Source organism: Solwaraspora sp. WMMD937, assembly GCF_029581175.1.
In the GTDB taxonomy this organism is placed as follows: Bacteria; Actinomycetota; Actinomycetes; order Mycobacteriales; family Micromonosporaceae; genus Micromonospora_E.
Genome location: NZ_CP120738.1, coordinates 4,089,530 through 4,112,958, shown reverse-complemented (window position 1 = coordinate 4,112,958; position 23,429 = coordinate 4,089,530). Strand labels below are relative to the sequence as shown.

Here is a 23,429-nt window from a genome sequence, read left to right as displayed (position 1 = left end):
CCCCATGATCGTACGGGCTCGGCCGGCCGGACTCACCCGACGGCGACCCGGCTCACTGCCCGGCGGGCCCCTGCTGACCGTCGGACCCCGACTGACTGTCGGGAACGGTCGCGGTCGGGTTGACGTTGGTCCGGGACCGCACCACGTCGACGACGTGGGCCACCGCCTGAGCCAGCGGCACTCCGTTACGCTGTGAACCGTCGCGGTAGCGGAACGAAACGGTCCCGGCCGACACGTCGGCATCGCCGGCGATCGCCATGAACGGCACCTTCTGCTGCTGGGCGGTGCGGATCTTCTTCTGCATCCGGTCGTCGGAGAAGTCCACTTCGGCCCGGATGCCCTCGGCGCGCAGCATGGCGACGAACTCGGCCAGGTAGTCACCGTGATCGGTGCGGATCGGGATGCCGGTCACCTGCACCGGGGCCAGCCAGGCCGGGAACGCGCCGGCGTAGTGCTCGGTGAGGATGCCGAAGAACCGCTCGATCGACCCGAACAACGCCCGGTGAATCATCATCGGCTGCTGCCGGGTGCCGTCGGCGGCCTGGTACTCCAGGCCGAACCGCTTCGGCTGGTTGAAGTCCAGCTGGATGGTGGACATCTGCCAGGTCCGGCCGATCGCGTCACGGGCCTGCACCGAGATCTTCGGGCCGTAGAAGGCCGCGCCGCCCGGGTCGGGCACCAGCTCCAGCCCCGAGTCGATGGCCGCCTGCCGCAGGGTCTCGGTGGCGTCGGCCCACTCGGCCGGGTCGCCGATGAACTTGTCCGAGTCGTCGCGGGTGGACAGCTCCAGGTAGAAGTCGTCGAGGCCGTAGTCCCGCAGCAGGTCGAGCACGAAGGCGAGCAGCGAGCGCAGCTCACCGGGCATCTGCTCCCGGGTGCAGTAGATGTGCGAGTCGTCCATGGTCAGCCCGCGCACCCGGGTCAGGCCGTGCACCACGCCGGACTTCTCGTACCGGTAGACGGTGCCGAACTCGAACAGCCGCAGCGGCAGCTCCCGGTACGACCGCCCCCGCGACCGGAAGATCAGGTTGTGCATCGGGCAGTTCATCGCCTTGAGGTAGTACTGCGCGCCTTCCATCTCCGCCGGCGGGAACATGGTGTCGGAGTAGTACGGCAGGTGCCCCGAGGTCTCGAACAGCTGGGACTTGCTGATGTGCGGGGAGTAGACGAACTCGTACCCGGCCTGCTCGTGCCGACGGCGCGAGTAGTCCTCCAGCTCCCGACGGATGATGCCGCCCTTGGGGTGGAACACCGCCAGCCCGGATCCGATCTCGTCCGGGAAGCTGAACAGGTCGAGGTCCGCGCCGAGCTTGCGGTGATCGCGGCGGGCGGCCTCGTCGAGCAGCCTCAGGTACGCCTTGAGTGCGTCCCGGGTCGGCCAGGCGGTGCCGTAGATCCGCTGCAGCTGCGGGTTGCGCTCGGATCCCCGCCAGTACGCCGCCGCGCTGCGCATCAGCTTGACCGCGCCGATCAGCCGGGTGGACGGCAGGTGTGGGCCCCGGCACAGGTCCGACCAGCAGGTCTTACCGGAGCTCGGGTCGAGGTTGTCGTAGATGGTCAGCTCACCGCCGCCGACTTCCATCACCTCGCTGGCGTCGAAGTCGGCGGTGCCCTTGACGTCGACCAGCTCCAGTTTGTACGGCTCGTCGGCGAGCTCCGCCCGGGCGGCGTCCAGATCGGCGAACCGCCGCCGCCGGAACCGCTGCCCGGATTTGATGATCTCCTGCATCCGCTTTTCCAGCTTGTCGAGGTCCTCGGGCTGGAACGGCCGGGCGACGTCGAAGTCGTAGTAGAAGCCGTTGGTGATCGGCGGGCCGATACCCAGCTTGGCGTCCGGGAACAGGTCCTGCACCGCCTGGGCGAGCACGTGCGCGGTGGAGTGGCGCAGCACGGCGAGCCCGTCCGGGGAGTCCAGGGCGACCGGCTCGACGCCGGTGTCGGCCTCCGGTGACCAGTCCAGGTCGCGCAGGGTGCCGTCGGGGTCGCGGACCACGACGATCGCCTTCGGGCCGTGCACCGGCAGACCGGCGGCGGCGATCGCGTCCGCAGCCGTGGTCCCGGCCGGGACCACGACGGGTTCGGCCTGGGGACTGGCTGCGCTTGCGGACACGACGGGCTCCTCACGGTCGATGGATCGGTGCGTACGGTGGTCCGGCACGGGCCGGCCGGCGCGCGGTGCTCCGGTGGCCGGGGTGGGCCCGGCCGGCCATGATGCTATCGCCCTCCGTCGGCGTGACCGGGTGTCGGTCCGGTTGCAACGCCTGACGTCGACCCGGTTCCGGCGTTAGATTGACGCCGTGGCTGCCACCGACATGGTCGGCGCTCTACGGCGCCGATACGACTCATTTTTCGCCAGCCGGCGGCCGGTGCCGTTCGCCGTACTGGACGTCGCCGGCATCGAGCACCGCTTCGGCCCGGGCGACCCGCAGTTCACCATCGCCGTACGTCACCCCCGTGGTGCCCGGGCGCTGGCCGCGTTGGACCAGTTCGCGGTCGCCGTGGCGTACCTGCAGGGTTGGCTGGACGTCGAGGGCGACCTGTCCGCCGCGCTGCGGATGCGGGCGTTCTTCACCGATCTGCATCCGGTGGCCCGGTTCTCCGGCGTGTTCGCCGGGCTGCTGCGCGGCCGGCGGGAGGACGACCGGCGGGCGATCTCCCACCACTACGACTCGGAGTCGGAGTTCTTCCTGACCTTCCTCGACAACCGGCACCGCTGCTACACGGAGGGCGTGTTCGCCGCCGACGACGAGCCGCTCGAGGACGCGATGACCCGCAAGATGGACCTGGCGCTGGAGGCGATCGGGGTCAAGCCGGGTGACCGGGTGCTGGAGGTCGGCGGCGGCTGGGGGGCGTTCGCCGAACACGCGGCCCGGCACGGCATCGAGGTGACCACCACGACCCTGTCCCAGGAGTCGGAACGCTACCTCGTCGACCTGTTCGAGCGGGAGCAGCTCGACGTACGGGTGGTGCGTCAGCACATCTTCGGCTTCACCGACGAGCGTCGCTACGACGCGATCGTCAACATGGGGGTGACCGAGCACCTGCCGGACTACCGCCGCAGCCTGCGCAAGTACGCGGAGCTACTCAGGCCCGGCGGGCGCGTCTACCTCGACGCGCTGGCGATGCGACGCAAGCACGTCGCGTCGGCGTTCATGAAGCGCTACATCTACCCGGGCCGGTCCGCGCCGCTGCTGCTGCACCAGTACCTGCGGCACGTCGCCCGATCCCCGTTCGAGCTGTGCAGCATCGCCGACGACCGGCACAACTACTACCTGACCTGCCGGGAATGGGCCCGGCGGCTGGACGCCGCCCGGGACGAGGTGGTGCAGCGCTGGGGGGAGCCGATGTACCGGCGGTTCCGGATCTTCCTGTGGGGGTCGGCGGCCGGCTTCGACACCGGGCTGGTGCAGGCGTACCGCTGGGTGTTGCGGCTGCCCTGAGCCATCGTCGGCCGCGACAGACCCAGCGGTCGGCGTCGACCGGGCCGCGACGTACGTCGGGCGGCGCCGCCGTGCGCGGTGACCGCGGTCACCACCGACTTGCCAGGGGCAGTACGGTCGTGAGGTGGCTACGGTGCTCCTGGTCGAAGACGACCACGTTGTGCGCGGCGCCATGTTGCGCTCGCTGGCCGACCGCGGGCACGCGGTCCATGCGGTCGGCACCGCCCTGGACGCGTTACGCCGGGTCGCCGCGGAAACCCCCGACCTGGTGGTGCTCGACCTGGGCCTGCCGGACCTGGACGGGTCAGACGCGTTGCGGATGCTGCGCGGCATCACCGACGTGCCGATCATCATCGCCACCGCCCGCGACGACGAGCAGGCAATCGTCCGGCTGCTGCGGGCCGGGGCCGACGACTACATGGTCAAGCCGTTCACCGGTGCGCATCTGGACGCCCGGATCACCACGGTGCTACGCCGGGCCGGCCGGGCGAGCCGGTCGGTGCCGCCCGCCGTGCACCAGGTGGGTGGGCTACGGGTCGACGTCGGCGAACGCAGCGCCACGCTGGACGGCGAGGCCCTGGCGCTGACCCGCAAGGAGTTCGACCTGCTGGCCTATCTGGCCGCCCGCCCAGGTCGGGTAGTGTCCCGCCGGGAGCTGTTGGAGGAGGTATGGCGGCAGCCGTCGGTCGGCGAGGACCAGACCATCGACGTGCACCTTTACTGGCTTCGCCGCAAAATGGGCGAATCCGCAGCGAAGCCGCGCTACCTGCGCACCGTGCGGGGGGTCGGCTTCCGGCTGGTGGTACCGGACTGAGGTTGGCGCTGGCCTACCTCGGGGCCGGCATGGCATCGATCATCGCGTTGGTCTTCCTGATCCCGCTCGGCCTGCAGCTACAGCGGGAGACCCGCGAGCAGGCACTGGCCGACGCGGCCCGGCGTGCCGCCGTGGTGCGCGGCGCGTTGGCGGTCAGCAACGACCCGGAAGGGGTCCGCCGGGCCGTTGCCGGTCTCGGCGAGAGCGCCGACCGGCAGCCGGTGGTGCACGGGCTCGACCTGGCCGGCACCGTCCGGGCGACCAGCCAGCAGGTCACCGAGGCCGCCGCCGGCACCGGGCCGACGGTGGTGGCGACCGACGGCGGGGTCCTGCACCTGGAGCCGGTCACGGTCGGTGAGGCGGTCACCGTCGTCGAGGTCTTCGTGGCCGACGGCGAGCTCAACCGTGGTGCGGCCGGCACCTGGCTGCTGCTGGTCGGCATTGCCGCGGGTCTGGTCGTCTGCTCGGTCATCGTCGTGGACCGGATCGCCGCGCGCGCCGTCGCCGCAGCGAAAGGGCTGGTCGACGCGGCGATGGCGGTCGGTGACGGAGATCTGGCGGTACGCATTCAGCCGGACGGGCCGCGCGAGCTCGCCGAGGCCGGGTACGCGTTCAACCGGATGGCGGACCGGCTGGTCACCTCCCGCACCGACGAACGTGAACTCGTCGCCGACCTGTCCCACCGGCTACGCACCCCGCTGACCGTACTGCGGCTGGACGCCGACGCGCTCGACTCCGACGACACCAGCGTCGGCTCGTTCAGCGAGGCCGAGCTGGACCGGCGGCGGACGATCCGCCGGATCCGTCAGGCGATCGTCACCCTGGAGGGTGAGGTCGACGTTCTGATCAACACGACCCGCAAGACGGTCACCCAGGAGGTCGGCCAGGGCAGCTGCGACGTCGCCGAGGTGGTCCGCGACCGGATGGTCTTCTGGTCGGCGCTGGCCGGCGACCAGAACCGGCCGTACAACGTGATCGGCGCGCAGCTGCGGACCCCGGTGCCGGTGCCCCGGGCCGAGCTGGCGGCCGCGCTCGACGCGGTGCTCGGCAACGTGTTCCGCTACACGCCGCAGGGCACCGCGTTCGAGGTGGCGGTGTCCCGCCGGGACGGGTACGTGGCGATCCGGGTCGACGACGCCGGGCCGGGTATCGCCAACCCGGACCGGGCACTGCGGCGCGGCGCCAGCGACCAGGGCTCCACCGGGCTCGGCCTGGACATCGCCCGTCGGGTGGCGTTGCAGGCGAACGGGTCGGTCAGCCTGGACCGGGCCCGGCTCGGCGGGGCGAGCGTGGTGATGCTGCTCGCCGACGCCGAGGCCGCCCCACCCCGCCCGATGAGCCGGTTCGGGCTGGTCGGCCGGCTGGCCCGGGAACGTGACCGGGAGCGGGAGCGGGGCCGCACCCGTCGCCGGCCGACGCCGCGCTGACCAGCAGGTCACGGCCGGGTCTTCGCTGGCACAAGTATTCCTTAGGTCTGGGTTAACGTCGTTCCGCGCGCCCCGCGCCGGATGGCAGCATCTGCTCCGAACCCATCGGCGTTCCTGGACGACTCACCCGCAGTACCGTCCCGAATCCCCAGTCCAGGGGCGCTTGCGCGCGGCGGGGCTCGGTCCCCCAACACCGGATGTCCCGCCGCGCGCCCACCCTGGACAGAGGCAGGTCGACGTGTCACCGTCAGCCGCTGCGCCGCCGCCGGCCGCTGAGCCACCGTCGGGTACGTACGCCGTCGGGTCACCGCCAGCGGGGTCACCCACCGTCGACGAGGGCGGGGCCACGCCGATCACCGCGCGGCAGGTGCTGCGCTGGGTTGCGGTGATCGCCGCGCTGGTGGTCGCGGTCCTCGCCTGCTGGCAGGACCCGGGCTACGCGACCTGCGCCAGTAGATAGACCGGCACAGGCGGCGGCTCAGCCGGCCGACGCCAGGTAGCCGTCGATCTCGTCCCGCAGCCGCCGCTGCTCGGTGGCAGGCAGGAACGAGGCGGTCACCGCGTCGCGGGCCAGGCCGGCGAGTTGCTGCGGGCCGGCCTGCAGCAGGGACGCGGCCACCGCGTACTCCTGGTTCAGGCTGGTGCCGAACATCGGTGGGTCGTCGGAGTTGATCGTCACCAGCAGGCCGGCGGCGACCATGTCGGCGAGCGGGTGCGCGGACAGCTGCGGCACCGCACCGGTGCGCAGGTTGGACGTCGGGCACACCTCCAGCGGAATCCGCCGCTCCGCCAGGAACGCCATCAGCTCCGGGTCCCGCACGCTGGACGTGCCGTGGCCGATCCGTTCGGCGCCCAGCTCGCGCAGCGCGTCCCAGACCGTCTCCGGCCCGGTGGTCTCGCCAGCGTGCGGCACCGAATGCAGCCCGGCCGCCCGGGCCTGGTCGAAGTACGGCTTGAACTGGGGGCGGGGTACGCCGATCTCCGGCCCTCCCAGGCCGAAACTGATCAGACCGTCCGGGGCCTCGTCGAGGCAGATCCGCAGCGTCTCCTCGGCCGCCGGCAACCCCGCCTCCCCCGGTATGTCGAAGCACCAGCGCAGCTCGATGCCGAAGTCGGCGCGCGCCCGTCGCCGGGCGTCCTCGATCGCCGCACAGAACGCGGGCGCCGGAATGCCGCGCCGTACGTGCGAGTACGGCGTCACCGTCAGCTCGGCGTACCGGACCTGCTGGGCGGCCAACTCGCGGGCCACCTCGTGGGTGAGCACCCAGACGTCCTCGTCGTCGCGGACCAGATCGACCACACTCAGGTAGATCTCGACGAAGTGGGCGAAGTCGCGGAACACGAAGTAGTCGGCCAACGCGGCCTCGTCGGCGGGGACCGGGGACCTCCCCTCGTGCCGCTGGGCCAGCTCGGCGACGATCCGCGGCGACGCCGACCCGACGTGGTGCACATGCAGCTCGACCTTTGGCAGCCCGGCGATGAAGTCCGACAGCACGGGCGGATCCTCCGACAGCACGGACGGAGACGACGGTTGCTGGCTCACCGTGGCGTTCGACCTCCTCGGGAAAACGGACATCCCCGGCGGGGGCCCGGCTGCGCCGAGCGTACCGTTCGGGCGGTCGTCTAGGCTCGCCAGGTGGACAAGCGTACGTTTCCGCGGCTCGGCCGCGCGGTAGGGGCAATCGGTCTGGGTGCCTGGCAGCTCGGCGCCGACTGGGGGACGGTCACCGAGGACGAGGCGGCGGCGACGCTCACCACCGCCGTCGAGGCCGGCACCACCTTCCTGGACACCGCCGACGTGTACGGCGACGGGCGTAGCGAACGGATCATCGGCCGGTTCCTGCGGGAGTCGGCCGGCGACGATCTGTTCGTCGCCACCAAGATGGGACGCCGGGTAGCGCAGCACCCGTCCGCGTACGTGCTGGACAACTTCCGGGCCTGGACCGACCGGTCCCGGGCGAATCTCGGGGTGGACCGCCTCGACCTGGTCCAGCTGCACTGCCCGCCGACCGAGGTGCTGCGCACCGACGCGGTCTACGACGCGCTGGACACCCTCGTCGCCGAGCAGCGGATCGCCGCGTACGGCGTGAGCGTGGAGACGGTCGACGAGGCGCTGGCCGCGATCGCCCGGCCGGGCACGGCCAGCGTGCAGATCATCCTCAACGCGTTGCGGCTCAAGCCGCTGGAGCGGGTGCTGCCGGCCGCTGCCGCCGCCGGGGTCGGGATCATCGCCCGGGTGCCACTGGCCAGTGGCCTACTCTCCGGCCGGTACGACGAGCACACCAGCTTTGCCGCCGACGACCACCGCACCTTCAACCGGGACGGCTCGGCGTTCGACGTCGGTGAGACGTTCTCCGGGGTCGATTTCCATACCGGGCTGGCCGCCGTGCGTCGGCTCGCCCCGCTGGTACCGCCGCAGGCCACCATGGCCCAGTTCGCCTTGCGCTGGATCCTGGACCAGCCCGGGGTGACGGTGGCGATCCCCGGTGCCCGCAACCCGGCCCAGGCGAAGGGGAACGCGGCTGCCGCGGAGCTACCCCCGCTGGACGACGCCACCCAGCGGGCGGTGCGGGAGGTCTACGACGACCTGATCAGGCCGCAGGTGCACCACCGGTGGTGACCCGCCGCCCAGCGCTTCGCACGAGCAGGGGCCCAGTCGCGCACGAGCGAGGGCCCCGTTGTTCCGGCCGGAACAACGGGGCCCTCGTCACGACCTTCGCGGGTCGGTGCCAGCCCGACCGCCGGACGGCACCGGCGACCGAGGTCAGATCGGGCGGACCTGCTCGGCCTGCGGACCCTTCTGGCCCTGGGCGATCTCGAACTCGACCCGCTGGTTCTCCTCCAGCGTGCGGTAGCCGCTGGTCTGGATGGCCGAGAAGTGGACGAACACGTCAGCACCCCCGCCGTCGACGGTGATGAAGCCGAAGCCCTTGTCTGCGTTGAACCACTTCACGGTTCCCTGCGCCATGTGTATCTCCTTCTGAAACTGGCGGCCAAGCACGCCGTGCGGCCGGTTGGCCGTTTTCGAGCAGCGGCGCCTGAGGTGGCCCCCGGTGAAGGAGGACTTCTCTCAACCCACGCTGTCTCGCAACAGCGTGGACAGCAAACCACGTACGCAAAAACTTCGCACAGCCTACCTGACGAACGTCTCCGACATGTGACCTGAGACGCCGTTCACGCCCTCGTGGCGTGCCCGAATCTGGTCGCCGTCCGGGCCCGGTCCGGTCTGGTCGTCGCGCCTCTGACCAGCGGTGGCGCTCACGACGGCCAACGGCCGGTGAGCCGGCGCACCCCGGTCGCGCCGCCGCGGTCCACAGCGGCCCGGACAACTGAGAAGATCGCCCCCTGCAGTGCGGCCGCGGCCAGCACTTCGCCCCAACCACGCTCCTCGTCGATGGCGTTGGGCGCCTCGTCGTCGCCGGCGGCGAGCTTCCACACCTGCCGGAATATCGCCCCGGCCAGGGCACCCGCTGCCAGCCCGAGCACCAGGCCGACCGGCCGGTAGGCCAACTTGTTGACCGGTTTGCTCACCCGCGCCTCCCTCTCCTCGTCAACCACACCAATACCACCGTGACCACCGTGCCGGCCACCACCAGGGTCGGGCCCGCGACGGTACGCCGGTCGGGCCGGCGCGCCGTGGCCGCCACCTGGCGGGCCGAATCCCGCAGCCGCAACCGGGCCCGGTCGGCCCCGAGCCGCAGCCGGCTCTTCACGTCGGTCTTCGCAGCCAGCGCCTGCACCGTCTGGCCAAGTTCGGCCCGGGTCTGTCGGATCTCGGCCCGGAGCAGGTCGAGATCGCCGGTGCCGTTGCCGGACCTGCCGTTGTGCGACGTCACGACTGCCGCCCCCGCTTCATCGCCGCGCCGAGAACTGTCACGTCCGCCCGTACACTGTCCGCCGCCGCCGACGGCACCGGCGGCGCCGCCTGACGGACCTGTCGTCGCCCGGCGAGCGCCAGCACGCCCGCGACCAGGAGCAGCAGCACCGCGACGGCCAGGGCGGCCAGCCACGGCGGCCAGGCCTGGGCGAGCAGCAGCACGCCGGCGGCGATCAGCACACCGAGGCCGTAGAGCGCGACGACCCCGCCACCGCCGAACAGCCCGATACCAAGTCCGGCATGCTTGCCTTTTTCGGTCAGTTCGGCCCGGGCGAGTGCGAGTTCGTCGCGCACCAGTCGCGATATCTGCTCACCGGCCTGCTGCACGAGTTCCGCGGTGGACCGCTCGGCTGGCGGCCGGTGCAAAGTGTCGGCCATGGTGCCTCCTTTCCCGCTGTTCGCCGCTGTATGCCCGGCCCGGACCTCGGTCAATCCTGCTGGCGGCGATCAGCAACGACGGGTTCCTCGGGTCCGACGAAGACCGACGCGCGGGCGTCGCCCTCGGCGTCACCGCCGAACAGCCGGGCGTCGTCGGGTACCTCGTGCCCGCCGGCAGCGGTGGTCATGACCGGCGCGACCGGGTGACGGCCGTTGCGCTGCCCGCCGGTGACCGGCCGGCGCCGCACGTCCAGCCAGTCCAGCAGACTGTCCCCGTCGCCGACCTCGGCCCGCCACCGGGGCAGCGCGGTCGGTCGGTGGTCGCGGACCCAGCTGACCAGGTGTTCGCGGACCTGACACCGCAGATCCCACAGACTCGGCGAGTCAGCGGCGCTGACCAGTGCCCGCAGCCGGACCGTGCCGCCGGTCGCCTCGGTCACCTGCAGCACGCACACCCGGCCGTCCCACAGGTCGGTGCCCTCCACCAGCCGGCGCAGTTCCTCCCGCATGGCCTGGACGGGGACCGACCAGTCCAAGTCGAACTCGGCGGTGCCGAGCACCGCGGCCCTGGTCCTGGTCCAGTTCTGGAACGGCGTGGTGGTGAAGTACGAGGTGGGCAGGATCAGTCGCCGGTCGTCCCAGATGTGCACCACCACGTAGCTGAGCGTCAACTCCTCGATCCGGCCCCATTCGCCCTCGACCACCACGACGTCGTCGATGCGCACGGCGTCGCTGAAGGCCAGCTGCAGCCCGGCGATGACGTTGCTCAGTAGGCTCTGCGCGGCCAGCGCGCCGACCACCCCGATCACCCCGGCGGAGGCGAGCAGGCTCGCGCCGACACCGCGTACGGCCGGGAAGGTCGTCAGCATCACCCCGACGGTGAGGATGACGATGACCGCGATGGTGACCCGGCGCAGCATCACCACCTGGGTGTGCAGCCGGCGGGCGTGCCGGTTGTCCGGCACGTCGGTGCGGAACCGGGCCAGCGTGGTGTCCTCCATGGCCAGCAGCAGCGCCCCGACCAGCCAGGCACACGCCGCGATCATCGCGAGGACCAGCAGATGCAAGGTGGTACGCCGCCACGGCTCACCGACCGCGTGACCGGTCGAGAAACGGACCGCGAGCTGAATGGCCGTCACGGTCGCGGCCACCAGCGTCGCCCGGTGCGCGTGGGTCGAGACCTCGGCGAGCAGTACGGAACGTCGGCCGAGACGCCGGACCACCCGGTGACCGATCGCCACCACGGTCACCGCGAGCAGCGCAGCCGCGACCGTGACGAGCACCGTCCAGACAACCGGATGCACGAGAGCATCCTCCTTCACATCGCCATCAACAGTGACAAAACGTCAATGATGCCGGGCGAAGGGAGGTCCTGCCATGGGCGGTATGTCACACCTTCCGGTAGCGGGACTGGGCGAAGCAGTAGACACCGAAGGCCGCGAAGCCGGCCGCCACCAGTGCCAACAGGACAGACCCGAACGCCTGCTCGCGCAGGGTGTGCAGGGCTGCGTCCAGGCCCCGGGCCTGTTCCGGGTCGAACTGGACGGCAGCGGTCACCACCAGTGCCCCGGCGGTGCCGTAGGCGACGCCCTTGGCGACGTAGCCGGCCGTACCCAGCCGACAGACGACAGTCCGCACCTGGGCGCTCATCGCCCCGGTCCGCAGCTGTTCGGCGAACCGCCGGGTGACACCGTTGACGACCATCCCGACACCGATGCCGACCACCACCACGCCGACGAACCCGACCAGCCACCGACCGCCGGGAGCGGACATCACCCGTTCGCTCAGCGCCTGCTGCTGGTCGCCGGTGTCGGCGTTGGCGTCACGGAACACCTGGACGGCGGTCCAGGCGAAGGACAGGTAGACCGCGGTCCGACCGACCGACAGGACCCGCTCGAACGTCCGCTTGCTGCCCCGCTCGGTACGGTGCCCCGCGGCGGCCTCGATGCCCTGCCACACCGCCATCGCGGCCAACCCGACCGCGACGGCGATCAGCAGCACCCCGCCGAGCGGCTGCGCGGCGAGGGTACGCAACGCGCCGGACTGGTCCCCGTTAGCGGCCGGGCGGCCGAAGGCGATCTGCAACGCCAGCCAGGCCACCAGCAGGTGGACCAGGCCGTACCCAAGGAAACCGGCTCGGGCGAGCAGCTCCAACGACCGACTGTTACCAACCTGGTGAGCGGTGCGCTGCGCATCCCTGGTGTTCGGCATGGCGCTTCATATGACCGGTCAGCGCCACCGCCAAACGTACCCGACCGGTGGTCAGCCCAGCTGCCGGGCGACCCGGATCGCCACCTCCGAGTCGGTCACCCGCTCGAGACTCACGTCGAAGCCGCCGACCTCGGTGGCCTGCTCGCCGACGGTCAGGGTGACCTGCTCACCGGCCACCTCGACTGTGACCCGGTCGCCCTCGGCCCCGATCAACCGGGCCTCGACGCCGAGAAAACTGGCGCTCGCCTCGACTCCTCGGTAAAAGGTCACCGTGCAGGCGTCCAGCCCGCAGTCGGTGCTGGCGCCCTCGGAGCTGCAACCGGCGAGCAGTGCCGCGCCGAACAGCAACCCGGCGGCCAGACCGGCGATCCGGGAGATGGCGCCGGCCCGGCGGCCGAATCTGGTGGATCGAAAGGCGCGGGAAGCTGATGACAGCAGGGGTCCGGTGGTCACCGGACAAGCCTACTTGGCGCTCGTGACGGTGCCCCGGAGCATCGGCCCGCCGCCGGCCTGCCGCCGCGCCCGCCGGCGGGCTCACGGTTAGGCTCGAAGCCGTGCCGGCCTGCCGATGAGTCGGCCTTGACCCTGTGGGCCCCTGACCGAGGAGGTGTCCGACCGTGACAGTGCTGGTGGAGGACAACCCGGCGCGCAACCGGTTCGAGATCCTGATCGACGACGGCCTGGCCGGGTTCGCCAGCTACCGGCCGGGCCCGGCGGCGGTGACCGTGACGCACACCGAGATCGATCCCGCGTACCGGGGACGGGGTGCCGGTGACGCCCTCGCCCACGGCCTGCTCAGCGAGCTCCGCGACCGGGGCGAACGGGTTGTTCCGCAGTGCTCGTTCATCGCCGCGTACATCGACCGGCATCCGGAGTTCGCCGAGCTGGTCGCCGATGACTGAGCGGCGCTGGCCCGGCCGGGCGCGTACGGCGGTCGCGGTGGTCGGCGTGCTCGTGCTGGCCGCCACGGTGGTGGCGACGGGCGGCTGGCTCGGCTGGTTCAGCGACCCGACGATCTCCGACGCGCCCGAGGCGTCGGCCGACGTCGACGTCGTCGCGACCGGACTCGCCGCGCCGTGGGACCTCGCGTTCCTGCCGGACGGCACCGCACTGGTGACCGAGCGGGACACCGCCCGGTTGCTGGCCGTGGACGCGCAGGGCAGCACCCGGGAGATCACCCGGATCGACGAGGTCGTCCCGGACGGGGAGGGTGGCCTGCTCGGCGTAACGGTGTCCCCGCAGTACGCCGCCGACGGCTGGGTCTACCTCTACTACACCGGCGCCGATGACAACCGGGTCGTCCGGTTCCGGCTCGGGCCCGATGGCCCGACGACGCCCCCTGAGCCGGTGCTGACCGGGATTCCCCGGGCACCGACCCACAACGGCGGCCGGATCGCTTTCGGTCCGGACGGGATGCTGTACGTCGGCACCGGCGACGCCGGTGAGCGGGAAGCCGCGCAGAACCCAACCGGGCTGGCCGGCAAGATCCTGCGGGTGCGACCGGACGGCACCGTCCCGGCAGACAACCCGCTTGCGGGATCACCAGTGTTCAGTTTCGGCCACCGCAACGTGCAGGGACTGGCCTGGGATCCGGCCGGGCAGCTGTACGCCAGCGAGTTCGGGCAGAACCGGCACGACGAACTGAACCGAATCGAGGCCGGCGGCAACTACGGCTGGCCGGAGGTCGAGGGGGTGGCCGACCGGGCGGAGTTCGTCGATCCGGTGGCCACCTGGGCCCCCCGGGACGCCTCCCCCAGCGGTCTCGCCCACCACCAGGGCCGGCTCTGGCTGGCGTGTCTGCGTGGCCAGCGGCTGTACCGGGTCGCCCCGGACGGCACCGACGCCGAGACGTTGCTCAGTGGCGAGTACGGCCGGCTGCGGCACGCGGCGGTGGCACCGGACGGCAGCCTGTGGGTGCTCACCTCGAACCGGGACGGGCGCGGTTCACCCACCGGCGACGACGACCGGATCCTGCGGATCAGCGGCTGACCGGTCCGCCGTGCGGTCCGGCCCGGTCGGGCCGGACCGCACCGTCGGACTCGGCACCGTCGGACCCGACCCGGTCGGACCCGGCGTGCCGGTCCTGGCCACCGGCGTCTGCCAACCGGCCAGCCGCTCGGCGGCGGCTCGGCTGTTCGCCCAGCTCGCCCCGTAGGTCGACAGGTGGACGTCACCGACGATCCGCACCGGTACCCCCATCTCGACCACGACGGCGTCGGGTCGGACGGCGAGCGCGCGGTCGACCGCAACCGACATCCACCGGTGCCGGTGCAGGTCGCGGACCACCAGGACGAGGGCGTGGTGACGGGCGGCGAGCAGCGCGGTGTCCAGCGGCTCAACCGGTCGGCCAGGAACGCCGGCAGCCGTTGACGGAGCCACCGACGCGTCGAGATCCCGCTCGGTCAGTCGGACGGTGAGCGTCCCGGGCCGCAGCGTGGCGAGGGCCTGGCCGATGCCCCACGGGGTCTCGGCCCCGATGGCGATGTTGTGCGGCGGCGCGAACTCCACCACGTACGCGGGTCGGGTCAGCGGCAGCCGGGTCGCGGCCCGGATCCGCAGCGCGCGCCGGGCGGCGGCGAGCCCGACGGCGGACCGCACCGGACCGGTCGACGGGCTGGCGGACGCCAGCGTGTCGGACCTGCTGCCACCCGGTTCGGGTCCGTTGCCGTCCGGTCGGCGGTGCCGCACCGACCACTCCGCCAGTTGCCGGATCCGCTCCGCCGCCTCGGCCAGCCGCTGTGCCGGCAACTGTCCGGTGACGACCGCGTCGACGATCTCGTCGGTCAGTCGCCGGACGGTCTCCTCGTCGGCGTGTTCGCCGCCCACGCAGACGGCGTCGACCCCGGCGGCGAGCGCCCGGACGGTCGCGCCGGCCAGACCGAAGCGCCGGGTCACCGCCCGCATCTCGATCCCGTCGGTGATCACCGCGCCGGTGAACCCGAGCCGGTCCCGCAGCAGGTCGACCAGGACCGCACGGCTGAGGGTGGCCAGGTTGGCCGGGTCGATCGCCGGCACGAGCAGGTGTCCGGTCATGATCGTCCGGGTGCCGGCGGCGATGGCGGCCCGGAACGGGGTCAGCTCCACCGCGTCCAGCCGGATCCGGTCGCCGTCGATGCGCGGTACGGCGGCGTGCGAGTCCACGTTGGTGTCGCCGTGCCCGGGGAAGTGTTTGGCGCAGGCGGCGACTCCGGCGTCCTGCAGCCCGCGGATCCAGGCGGCCGTGTGCCGGGCCACCAGGTGCGGATCGTCGCCGAACGCGCGTACCCCGATCACCGGGTTGTCCGGATTGGAGTTGACGTCGGCAACCGGGGCGTAGTTGACGGTGACTCCCGCGCCGGCCAGCTCCAGACCGAGATCGTGGGCGACCCGCCGGGTCAGTTCCGGGTCGTCGACCGCACCGAGGGCCAGGTTGCCGGGTCGGGAGCTGCCGTGTCCGGACTCGATCCGGGTCACGTCACCCGCTTCCTCGTCGATGGCGACCAGCACGTCCGGCCGTTCGGCGCGCAGCGCGGCGGTGAGCGCGGCGACCTGTTCGGGGTCGCGGACGTTCCGGGCGAACAGCACCACGGCACCCAACCCGTCGGCGACCCACCGGCGCACCCAGTCCGGTGGGCTGGTGCCGATGAACCCGGGCTGCAGCACGGTGGCCGCCATCCGCCGCACACTGGGACTGGAATCGACCATGCGGCTCATGTTCACATCACGGATAGTTTTAGTCAATAAACCTTCCTATTAACCGGGACCCGCCCTGCGGCGACGCCGCCGCTCCGCCGTACGGCACGGTCTGTCGCCGGACGGCCCCGGTGTGGCACAGTGCGTAAGTGGTTCCGTTCGTCCAGTACGCCGCCGAGGAGACCAGCTGGCAGGACATCCCCGGGGTCCAGGTGGTCGGTGCCGTCCTCGGCATCCTGCTTCTGCTTGCCGCGCTACGGGCGATGTTCGGCAAGGGGCGGTGAGCGCGGGTCCGGCGAGCGCCCCGACCGGTCGGCCGGACCGGTCACCGGACCGGTCACCGGACCGGTCACCGGACCGACCGGCCCGTTTGGCCGTGGTCGGCGCCGGGTAACCACGGAATCCGATGAAGCTGCCCCTGCACTCACCCCGGCTGCGCCGCGCTGCGCGCCAACGCTTCGGCTGGTCAGCGTTGCGGCCCGGCCAACTCGGCGCGATGCGGGCCCTGCTGAAGGGCCGCGATGCCCTGGTGGTGCTGCCCACCGGCGCCGGAAAATCGGCCGTGTACCAGATCCCGGCCACCATGCTGCCCGGCCCGACCGTGGTGATCTCTCCGCTGCTCGCGCTGCAGCAGGACCAGATCGCCGCGCTCAACCAACGCGGCCAGGCCGAGCTGCGGGCGGTACGGATCAGCTCCGCGGAGAGCCCGGCCCAGCGACGGGCGGCGCTCGACGACGTCCGTGCGGGTCGGGCCCGGTTCCTGTTCACCACACCGGAGCAGCTGTGCGACCCGGACCGCCTGGCCGAGGTACGACAGCTGTCCCCGGCGTTGGTCGCGGTCGACGAGGCGCACTGCGTCTCGGCCTGGGGGCACGACTTCCGACCCGACTACCTGGCCGTCGGCCACCTGGTGGAGCAGTTGGGCCGCCCTCCGGTGGTGGCGCTGACCGCCACCGCCTCGCCGCCGGTGCGCGACGACATCGTCCACCGGCTCGGGCTGACCGATCCGCACCTGGTGGTGGCCGGACTCGACCGGGGCAACCTGTTCCTCGAGGTGGCCCACTGCCCAACCGAGGACTACCGGTGGCGCAGACTTGTCGCCCTGCTCGACGTGGAACAGCCGCCCGGCATCGTCTACGTGCCGACCCGGCGGGCCGCGACAGACCTGGCCGGTCAGCTCGTCGCCGCCGGCTACCCGGCCCGCTGCTACCACGCCGGGATGTCGGCCACCGCCCGGCAGCAGCTGCACGACGAGTTCCTCGCCGGGCAGGTGCCGGTCATGGTGGCGACGTCCGCGTTCGGCATGGGCATCGACAAACCGGACGTACGGTGGGTGGCGCACACCGCGCTGCCGGACTCGCCCGACAGCTATCTGCAGGAGATCGGTCGCGGCGGCCGGGACGGCCGGCCGGCCCGCGCGCTGCTGTTGTGGCGGGCCGAGGACATCGGTCTGCAGCGGTACTTCACCACCAGCCCGCCCGACCACGACGAGTTGCGTGACGTCGCCGAGGTGCTGGACACCAAGCCGGCCACCCGCGCCGAGCTGCGCCGCCGCACCGGGCTCGGCGCCCGCAAACTGAGCCAACTGCTCGCCCTGTTGGAAGAGGTGGGCGCGGCCCGTACCGTCGCCGGCACCCAGACCGTCCGGCCGTTCTACGCGCCGGACCCGGCGCGGGCCGCCGCCGACGCGGTGGCGGCGGCCGGACATCGCCAGACGGTGCAGCGCTCCCGTACCGACATGATGCGGGCCTTCGCCGAGGCGACCGGTTGCCGCACCCGGGCGTTGCTGGCCTACTTCGGGGAGCATGTGGCGGACGCCTGTGGCCATTGCGACAGTTGCCACGCCGGGACCAGCACCGCCGACGACGGCGCCGCCGGCCCGTTCCCGGTACACAGTATGGTGCGACACGCGGAATGGGGGGCCGGCCTGGTGCTCGGGTACGAGCAGGACCGGATGACGGTCCTCTTCGACGGTGTCGGCTACAAGACGTTGTCGGTGCCGGTGGTCAGCGACCAGGGTCTGCTGGCCGCCGAGCAGCGCTGAGGATCGCCACCGTCGGACACCGGTCCGGCGGGCAGCAGGTTGAGAGGGGCAAAGCGTGACGGAACTGCCGGTGTACACCGAACTCGGGTTCTCTGACGAGGAATGGGGGCTGCTGGTCGGGCTGCCGCAGGCAGTGCTGAACGCGGCCAGCGCGGCCGAGTCCGACGGTGGACGGCGGACCCGGGCGGAGAACGCCGCCGGGCTGGAGACGATCAGCGCCGGCCGGGAGTCGGCCAGCCCGCTGGTCGCCGCGGTCGCCGGAGAACTGGTCAGCCGGGTCGGCGATCCGGAGACCGGCGAGGAATTGCCGGTGATCGAACCGGCCGACCCCCAGGCGCTGATCGCCGACGTGCTGGCCCGGGCGGGTGCGGCGGCCCGACTGCTGGCCGACCGGGTGGACGACGGCGAGGCCGGGGCGTACAAGCACTGGCTGGTCGGCATCGCCGAACAGGTGGTCGGCGCCGCGAGCACCGGCGGGGTGCTGGGCATCGGCGGCGAGACGGTGACCGAGTCGGAGCGGCGGTTCCGCGACCGGCTCGCCCACGTGCTCAACGACTGAACGGGAGGGCTCCCGGTGTACGGGCGGTTGACCACCGCCAGTACGGTCTGGAACCGCGGGCCGCACCGGCCCGGTGGACACCCCTCTCCCGGGAGCATCGATGGAGCTTCTGACCAGCCCCGAGTTGTGGATCGCGTTCGCGACCCTGCTGCTGCTGGAAGTCGTGCTGGGCATCGACAACGTCGTGTTCATCTCGATCCTCGCCGGTCGGCTGCCCGAGCACCAGCAGGCCAGGGCCCGCACCATCGGGCTGTCACTGGCCCTGGTCACCCGGCTGCTGCTGCTCGCCTCGTTGTCCTGGGTGATCGGGTTGACCGCACCACTGTTCGAGGTGTTCGGGCAGGAGATATCCGGTCGTGACCTGATCCTGCTGCTCGGCGGGGGCTTCCTGCTGGCGAAGGCGACCTACGAGATTCACGAGCACCTGGAGGGCGCCGACCACGGCAGTAGCGGCAAGACCGCGTCGTTCGCCGGAGTGATCGCCCAGATCCTGGTGCTCGACGTGGTGTTCTCGCTCGACTCGGTGATCACCGCGGTGGGCATGGTCGACCAACTGTTCATCATGGTCGCCGCCGTGGTGGTCGCGATGGTCATCATGCTGGTGTCGGCCGGGGCGGTCAGCGGGTTCGTCAACCAGCATCCGACGGTGAAGATGCTGGCCCTGTCGTTCCTGTTGCTGATCGGCGGCAGCCTGATCGCCGAAGGGCTCGGCCACCACATCCCCAAGGGGTACGTGTACGGGCCGATCGCGTTCTCCGTCTTCGTGGAGTTCCTCAACCTGCGGCTACGGTCGCGCAAACAGGCGGCGGCACCGGTCAGCCTGCACCCGACGTTCGTCAAGGAGCAGCCGGCGGCGTCCGGCAGTACGGACAGCGCCGACCGGACCGACTCAGCGTAACGGAAGCAGTCGACGGACCGCCTGTTCGGCGGCCGTCCGACTGGGCTCGACGGCGGCGAGCCGGGCCACCCGGCCCCGGTTGAACGACTCGACCACGCGGGGGTCGACGTAGGAGGCGCGGGCCACGGTGGGGGTGTTGCCGAGCAGCTCCGCGACCTCCCGCATCACTGCGGCCACCGTCCGCCGCCGGGCCGCCGCCGACTGCCGTACCCCGGCGGCCGCCAGCCGGGTCGCGGCGAGCACGGTGGCATGCCAGGTACGGAAGTCCTTTGCCGTCATCTCGGTGCCGCTGGCCTGACGCAGATACTCGTTGATCTCGTCGCTGTGCACGTCCCGCCAGCGCCGCCCGTCCCAGTAGCAGAACAGCCGCTGCCCGTCGTGCCGACGACGACGCAGTGCCCGCAGCACGGCACACACCTGCGCGTCGTCGATCCGCCGTACCTGGGCGACGCCCCCCTTGGCCGGAAACTCGAGGACCACGCAACCCCGCTCGAGCCGAGCGTGTCCGGGCCGCAGCGTCGCCACCCCGAACGTGGGCTCGTCGCCGGCGGCGTACTGGTCGTTGCCGATCCGGAACATCCCCAGATCCAGCAGGCGCACCAGGGCGGCCAGCACCCGTTGCCGACCCAGACCCCGGCCACGCAGATCGGCGTCGACCCGGTTCCGCAGCCGGGGCAGCCGGTCCGCGACCCGCCGCACGTGCTGGAACTTGGCAACGTCCCGACGGACCCGCCACTGGGGGTGGTAGAGGTACTGCCGCCGGCCGGCCGCGTCCACACCGACGGCCTGGATGTGACCGGCCGGGTGCGGACAGATCCACACGTCCCGCCAGGCAGGTGGGATCACCAGCGCACGCAGCCGCTTCAGCTCCGCCGGGTCGGTGACCGGCTGGCCCCGGGTGTCGAGGAAGGCGGTCCCCCGGCCCCGGTGACGGCGTCGGTATCCCGGTCGGTGCAGTTCACTGCGCCGCAACCGCATCGCGTTCCACCTCGCCGATCGCGGCGAGCACCTCGTCGACGCAGATGGCGGCCATCGACGGGTGCCAGTCGGCGGCCGGTCCATCGGCGGCCGGCGGGTCGCCGGCCGCGGAGTCGGCGGCTGTGGGGAGGGCCGCCGGCTCCTCGGCCCCGGCGGACAGCAGCGGGTAGTGGACCACCCGGTGCCGCGTCCGGTGCACCCGCGGGCCCCAGCGGGCTGGCGAGGTGGGACCGAACAGCAGCACCGACGGTACGCCGAAGGCCGTTGCCAGGTGCCCCGCGCCGGTGTCGGCGGCGACCAGCAGACGGGCGTGCGCCAGCAGGGCGGCGAACTGGTACAGGTCCATCCGCCCGGCGCAGACTGCGGTGCCGGGCAGCCCGGCACCAGCGGCGACCGCCTCGGCCAGCGGACGCTCGGGTGCCGACCCGGTCACCACCACCCGGTGGCCGGCGGCGGTCAGCCGACCGGCCAGCTCGGCGAACCGGTCGACCGGCCACCGGCGGCGCGGCGCCGCCGCGCCGGGATGCAGTACGGTCACCGCGACCGGCACCCGGTCCGGTACCGGACGGGGCAGCAGCAGGTCGGTCGGGTCACAGTCGACGCCGTACCAGGTGAGCAGTCGGCACCACCGCACCACCTCGTGCTCGTCCTCGCGCCACGGTGGGCCGTCGTGGTGCGCCGCCGCCGGACACCGGTAGGCCCACAACCGGCCCGGCTGCGTCGCGGCGAGCAGCCGGTGCGACTGCGGGCCACGGCCGTGCAGGTTGACCGCCCAGTCCGGGCCGCCGTCGAGCAGCGGCACCGCGTCCAGCCCGGACAGCGGCACCAGCCGGTCCACCACGCCGGTCAGGTCAGCCAGCGGGGCGAGCCAGGCCGGCGCGGCCAGGGCGATCGTCTCGGCCGGGTAGGCGGCCCGCAGCCCGCGCAGCGCCGGCACGGCGGTGGCCAGGTCACCGATGCCGAGAGCCCGCAGCACCAGGATCACGGGTAGGACGTTTCCCGGTCCGCGCAGATCACCATCTCGCGCACCGCGCAGCCGGCCGGCTGCTGCAGCGCGAACAGCACCGCCGCCGCCACGTTGCCGGGGTCGTTGAGCGCGGCGTCGGCCGCCGGCCGGTACCGGGCCTCGCGCTCGTCGAAGAACGCGGTCCGCATCCCGCCGGGCACCAGCAGGGTGACGCCGACGGTGCCGGCGAGTTCGGCGGCCAACGCCCGGGTGAACCCGACCACCCCGAACTTGGCCGCGCAGTACGCGGTTGCGTCACCGACCGCCTTCACTCCCAGGGTGGAGGCGATCGTCACCACCGAACCGCCGGCCGAGGTCAGCCAGGGCAGCGCCGCCCGGATCACCGCCGCGGTGGCCAGCAGGTCGACCGTGACGACCCGTTCCCACACCTGCGCGGGGGTGTCGGCGAGGCGGCCCGGCACGTCCATCCCGGCCGCGGTGACCACCGCGCTCAGCCCGCCGGTGTGCTCGGCGAGCCGGTGAGTGGCGGCCTCGGCGGCCCGGGTGTCGGCCAGGTCGCAGTCGAGCCAGGGCACCCCGTCCGCTGGCGGCTGCCGGTCGATGACGCATGGCCGGTAGCCGGACTTGGCCAGCAGGTCGACGACGGCTGCCCCGAGACCGCTCGCGCCGCCGGTGACCAGCACCGCCGGGCTGCCGGGATGGTTCGTCACGATGATTCCTCCACAGTGGTGGTCGACGGAACGGGCCGCCCGGCACGGGCGGCGGCGATCATGCCGGTGGTGGAGCGTCCGTCGAGGTACGGCACGATCGCCGTCTGCCCGCCCCATCGGCGTACCACTTCGGCCTCGGGCAGGTCCGGCTCGGCGGTGCCGCCACCGGCGTAGTCGCCACCTTTGACCCAGATGTCCGGCCGCAGCCAGCTGAGCACCGCGTGCGGGGTGTCCTCGTCGAAGACGACCACCGCGTCCACGCAGCCCAACGCAACGAGCAGCCGGGCCCGGTCGTGCTCGCCGACCACCGGCCGCTGCGGTCCTTTCAGTCGGGCCACGCTGGCGTCGGAGTTGACGCAGACGATCAGGCAGTCACCCAGCTGCCGGGCGGCCTGCAGCGCCGACACGTGTCCGGCATGCAGCAGGTCGAAGCAGCCGCCGGTGGCCACCACGGTGCCCCCGACGGACCGTACCCGGGCGGCCAGCGCCCCGGCGGCACGCGGACCGACCTGCTCCACCGACGCCGCGGCCAGTGCCCCGGTCTCCACCGGCACCGCAGCCTGGTCGGACCCGGTCAGCAGCCGCCGTAGCCCAGCCGTACCGCCGTCGGCGACGTACCGGGACGCCTCGGCGACCGCCGCCTGGACCGCCTCGGACACCACGGCTCCGGCGGCCAGCGCCGTCGCCGCAGCGGTGGCGAACCGGTCCCCCGCGCCGCAGGTGTCCCCGTCGGTGCTGATCGGCGTCGGCACCATCAACGGCACGCTCCCGGCGTGGCACAGCAGCGCGCCGTCGCCGCCCATCGTCACCGCGACCGCCCCGGCCCGCCAGCGGCGCCGCAGCTCGTCGGCGCCCCGCGTGGCGGTGGCCACCCGGGTGTCCCCGACCGGCTGCCCGGTCAACTGACGGACCTCGGCCTCGTTGGGGGTGATCAGCCGGGCACCGGCGACCGCCGCCGGGCCGCGCGGGTGCGGGTCCCACACCACCGGTGCGCCGGTCGCCGCCAACGCCGCCCGCAGGCCCGGCAGCCGCGCCACCCCCCGGCCGTAGTCGCTGACCACCACCGCCGCAGCCGCCGCGAGCACCTCGGCGGTGGCCGGCGGCAGATCGCCGTGCACCCGGCCGTCCCCGCCCCGGTCCAGCCGCAGCAGCACCTGGCCCCGGGTCCGCAGCCGGATCTTCTCGGCGGTCGCGCCACCCAACGGCAGCGGATGCAGGTCCACGCCGGCCGCGGCGAGCAGCGCCGCGAGCCGACAACCGGCCGGATCGGCGGCGAGCGCGCTGACCAGCACCACCGGGTGTCCCTGCCCGGCGGCGAGCGCCGCAGCCAGCCCGGCGCCACCGGGCCGGTCGGTGACATACCGCTCGTCGAGCACCGGCGCGGCGGCGTCCGGGCAGACCCGGGTCACCGCACCGTCGACGTCCCGGTCGAGCAGCGTGTCGCCGACCACCAC

The 23,429-nt window shown here is 72.6% G+C and carries 25 protein-coding genes; 11 read left to right on the top strand and 14 right to left on the bottom strand.

Annotated elements, in window-relative coordinates:
* Positions 1-52: 52 nt before the first annotated feature.
* The gene (gene thrS / locus O7621_RS18180) at positions 53-2,110 is read right to left on the bottom strand and encodes a threonine--tRNA ligase (protein ID WP_282230371.1); all 2,058 of its coding nucleotides are present in this window, start codon (positions 2,108-2,110) and stop codon (positions 53-55) included.
* A 187-nt stretch (positions 2,111-2,297) separates the two neighbouring features.
* Here thrS and O7621_RS18175 point away from each other — a divergent pair, with 187 nt between their 5' ends.
* From O7621_RS18175 to O7621_RS18160, 4 genes are all read left to right on the top strand, one after another.
* A complete protein-coding gene (locus O7621_RS18175; RefSeq protein WP_282230370.1) occupies positions 2,298-3,440 on the top strand; it encodes a class I SAM-dependent methyltransferase in 1,143 nt (380 codons plus the stop codon).
* Positions 3,441-3,564: 124 nt separating this feature from the next.
* The gene (locus tag O7621_RS18170) at positions 3,565-4,254 is read left to right on the top strand and encodes a response regulator transcription factor (protein WP_123601096.1); all 690 of its coding nucleotides are present in this window, start codon (positions 3,565-3,567) and stop codon (positions 4,252-4,254) included.
* A 29-nt stretch (positions 4,255-4,283) separates the two neighbouring features.
* Positions 4,284-5,681, top strand: coding sequence for a HAMP domain-containing sensor histidine kinase (locus tag O7621_RS18165; protein ID WP_282230369.1), 1,398 nt, complete (start codon positions 4,284-4,286; stop codon positions 5,679-5,681).
* Positions 5,682-5,919: 238 nt separating this feature from the next.
* On the top strand, positions 5,920-6,141 hold the full coding sequence (locus O7621_RS18160) for a hypothetical protein (RefSeq protein WP_282230368.1): 222 nt from the start codon (positions 5,920-5,922) through the stop codon (positions 6,139-6,141).
* Positions 6,142-6,159: 18 nt separating this feature from the next.
* Here the strand turns inward: O7621_RS18160 and O7621_RS18155 are convergent, their stop codons facing one another.
* Entirely contained in the window at positions 6,160-7,176 is a 1,017-nt protein-coding gene (locus tag O7621_RS18155; RefSeq protein ID WP_282230367.1) for an adenosine deaminase, read from the bottom strand.
* A gap of 141 nt (positions 7,177-7,317) precedes the next feature.
* Between O7621_RS18155 and O7621_RS18150 the strand changes: the two genes are divergently transcribed.
* Positions 7,318-8,301, top strand: a complete 984-nt coding sequence (locus tag O7621_RS18150; RefSeq protein ID WP_282230366.1) for an aldo/keto reductase — start codon at positions 7,318-7,320, stop codon at positions 8,299-8,301.
* 144 nt (positions 8,302-8,445) lie between these two features.
* On the opposite strand, the gene O7621_RS18145 is transcribed toward O7621_RS18150, so the two are convergent.
* The 7 genes from O7621_RS18145 to O7621_RS18115 form a co-directional block, all read right to left on the bottom strand.
* The gene (locus O7621_RS18145; RefSeq protein ID WP_007075740.1) at positions 8,446-8,649 is read right to left on the bottom strand and encodes a cold-shock protein; all 204 of its coding nucleotides are present in this window, start codon (positions 8,647-8,649) and stop codon (positions 8,446-8,448) included.
* 290 nt (positions 8,650-8,939) lie between these two features.
* Positions 8,940-9,212, bottom strand: coding sequence for a DUF4235 domain-containing protein (locus tag O7621_RS18140; protein ID WP_123601092.1), 273 nt, complete (start codon positions 9,210-9,212; stop codon positions 8,940-8,942).
* Positions 9,209-9,517, bottom strand: coding sequence for a DUF3618 domain-containing protein (locus tag O7621_RS18135; RefSeq protein ID WP_282230365.1), 309 nt, complete (start codon positions 9,515-9,517; stop codon positions 9,209-9,211). Before O7621_RS18135 ends, O7621_RS18140 begins: the two co-directional genes overlap by 4 nt.
* On the bottom strand, positions 9,514-9,936 hold the full coding sequence (locus O7621_RS18130; RefSeq protein WP_282230364.1) for a phage holin family protein: 423 nt from the start codon (positions 9,934-9,936) through the stop codon (positions 9,514-9,516). Before O7621_RS18130 ends, O7621_RS18135 begins: the two co-directional genes overlap by 4 nt.
* Before the next feature lie 50 nt (positions 9,937-9,986).
* Positions 9,987-11,240 (bottom strand): mechanosensitive ion channel domain-containing protein, encoded by a 1,254-nt coding sequence (locus tag O7621_RS18125; protein WP_282230363.1) that lies wholly within the window; start codon positions 11,238-11,240, stop codon positions 9,987-9,989.
* Between the two features lie 85 nt (positions 11,241-11,325).
* Positions 11,326-12,147, bottom strand: a complete 822-nt coding sequence (locus O7621_RS18120; protein ID WP_282230362.1) for a DUF1206 domain-containing protein — start codon at positions 12,145-12,147, stop codon at positions 11,326-11,328.
* Positions 12,148-12,198: 51 nt separating this feature from the next.
* Positions 12,199-12,525: a hypothetical protein gene (locus tag O7621_RS18115; RefSeq protein WP_282234638.1), complete on the bottom strand. Its 327-nt coding sequence runs from the start codon at positions 12,523-12,525 to the stop codon at positions 12,199-12,201.
* 239 nt (positions 12,526-12,764) lie between these two features.
* Here O7621_RS18115 and O7621_RS18110 point away from each other — a divergent pair, with 239 nt between their 5' ends.
* Both O7621_RS18110 and O7621_RS18105 read left to right on the top strand, forming a co-directional pair.
* Positions 12,765-13,049 (top strand): GNAT family N-acetyltransferase, encoded by a 285-nt coding sequence (locus O7621_RS18110; protein ID WP_282230361.1) that lies wholly within the window; start codon positions 12,765-12,767, stop codon positions 13,047-13,049.
* Complete coding sequence (locus tag O7621_RS18105; protein ID WP_282230360.1) at positions 13,042-14,136, top strand: PQQ-dependent sugar dehydrogenase; 1,095 nt, start codon at positions 13,042-13,044, stop codon at positions 14,134-14,136. Before O7621_RS18110 ends, O7621_RS18105 begins: the two co-directional genes overlap by 8 nt.
* On the opposite strand, the gene O7621_RS18100 is transcribed toward O7621_RS18105, so the two are convergent.
* Positions 14,092-15,840: a glycoside hydrolase family 3 protein gene (locus O7621_RS18100; RefSeq protein WP_282230359.1), complete on the bottom strand. Its 1,749-nt coding sequence runs from the start codon at positions 15,838-15,840 to the stop codon at positions 14,092-14,094. The two genes, O7621_RS18105 and O7621_RS18100, sit on opposite strands and share 45 nt — an antisense overlap.
* A gap of 128 nt (positions 15,841-15,968) precedes the next feature.
* On the opposite strand from O7621_RS18100, the gene O7621_RS18095 reads away from it, so the two are divergent.
* The 4 genes from O7621_RS18095 (at position 15,969) to O7621_RS18080 (ending at position 19,320) form a co-directional block, all read left to right on the top strand.
* Complete coding sequence (locus O7621_RS18095) at positions 15,969-16,103, top strand: hypothetical protein (RefSeq protein WP_282230358.1); 135 nt, start codon at positions 15,969-15,971, stop codon at positions 16,101-16,103.
* 122 nt (positions 16,104-16,225) lie between these two features.
* On the top strand, positions 16,226-17,863 hold the full coding sequence (locus tag O7621_RS18090; protein ID WP_282230357.1) for an ATP-dependent DNA helicase RecQ: 1,638 nt from the start codon (positions 16,226-16,228) through the stop codon (positions 17,861-17,863).
* Positions 17,864-17,918: 55 nt separating this feature from the next.
* A complete protein-coding gene (locus tag O7621_RS18085; protein ID WP_278168568.1) occupies positions 17,919-18,422 on the top strand; it encodes a hypothetical protein in 504 nt (167 codons plus the stop codon).
* 100 nt (positions 18,423-18,522) lie between these two features.
* Positions 18,523-19,320: a TerC family protein gene (locus O7621_RS18080; RefSeq protein ID WP_282230356.1), complete on the top strand. Its 798-nt coding sequence runs from the start codon at positions 18,523-18,525 to the stop codon at positions 19,318-19,320.
* Here O7621_RS18080 and O7621_RS18075 read toward each other — a convergent pair.
* From O7621_RS18075 to O7621_RS18060, 4 genes are read right to left on the bottom strand one after another with little or no spacing between them, the layout of a single operon-like run.
* Entirely contained in the window at positions 19,312-20,298 is a 987-nt protein-coding gene (locus tag O7621_RS18075; RefSeq protein WP_282230355.1) for a DNA topoisomerase IB, read from the bottom strand. The two genes, O7621_RS18080 and O7621_RS18075, sit on opposite strands and share 9 nt — an antisense overlap.
* The gene (locus O7621_RS18070) at positions 20,279-21,283 is read right to left on the bottom strand and encodes a glycosyltransferase family 9 protein (RefSeq protein WP_282230354.1); all 1,005 of its coding nucleotides are present in this window, start codon (positions 21,281-21,283) and stop codon (positions 20,279-20,281) included. Before O7621_RS18070 ends, O7621_RS18075 begins: the two co-directional genes overlap by 20 nt.
* Positions 21,280-21,978, bottom strand: coding sequence for an SDR family oxidoreductase (locus O7621_RS18065; RefSeq protein WP_282234637.1), 699 nt, complete (start codon positions 21,976-21,978; stop codon positions 21,280-21,282). The genes O7621_RS18070 and O7621_RS18065 overlap by 4 nt, the downstream gene beginning before the upstream one ends.
* Positions 21,972-23,429: a PfkB family carbohydrate kinase gene (locus O7621_RS18060; protein WP_282234636.1), complete on the bottom strand. Its 1,458-nt coding sequence runs from the start codon at positions 23,427-23,429 to the stop codon at positions 21,972-21,974. Before O7621_RS18060 ends, O7621_RS18065 begins: the two co-directional genes overlap by 7 nt.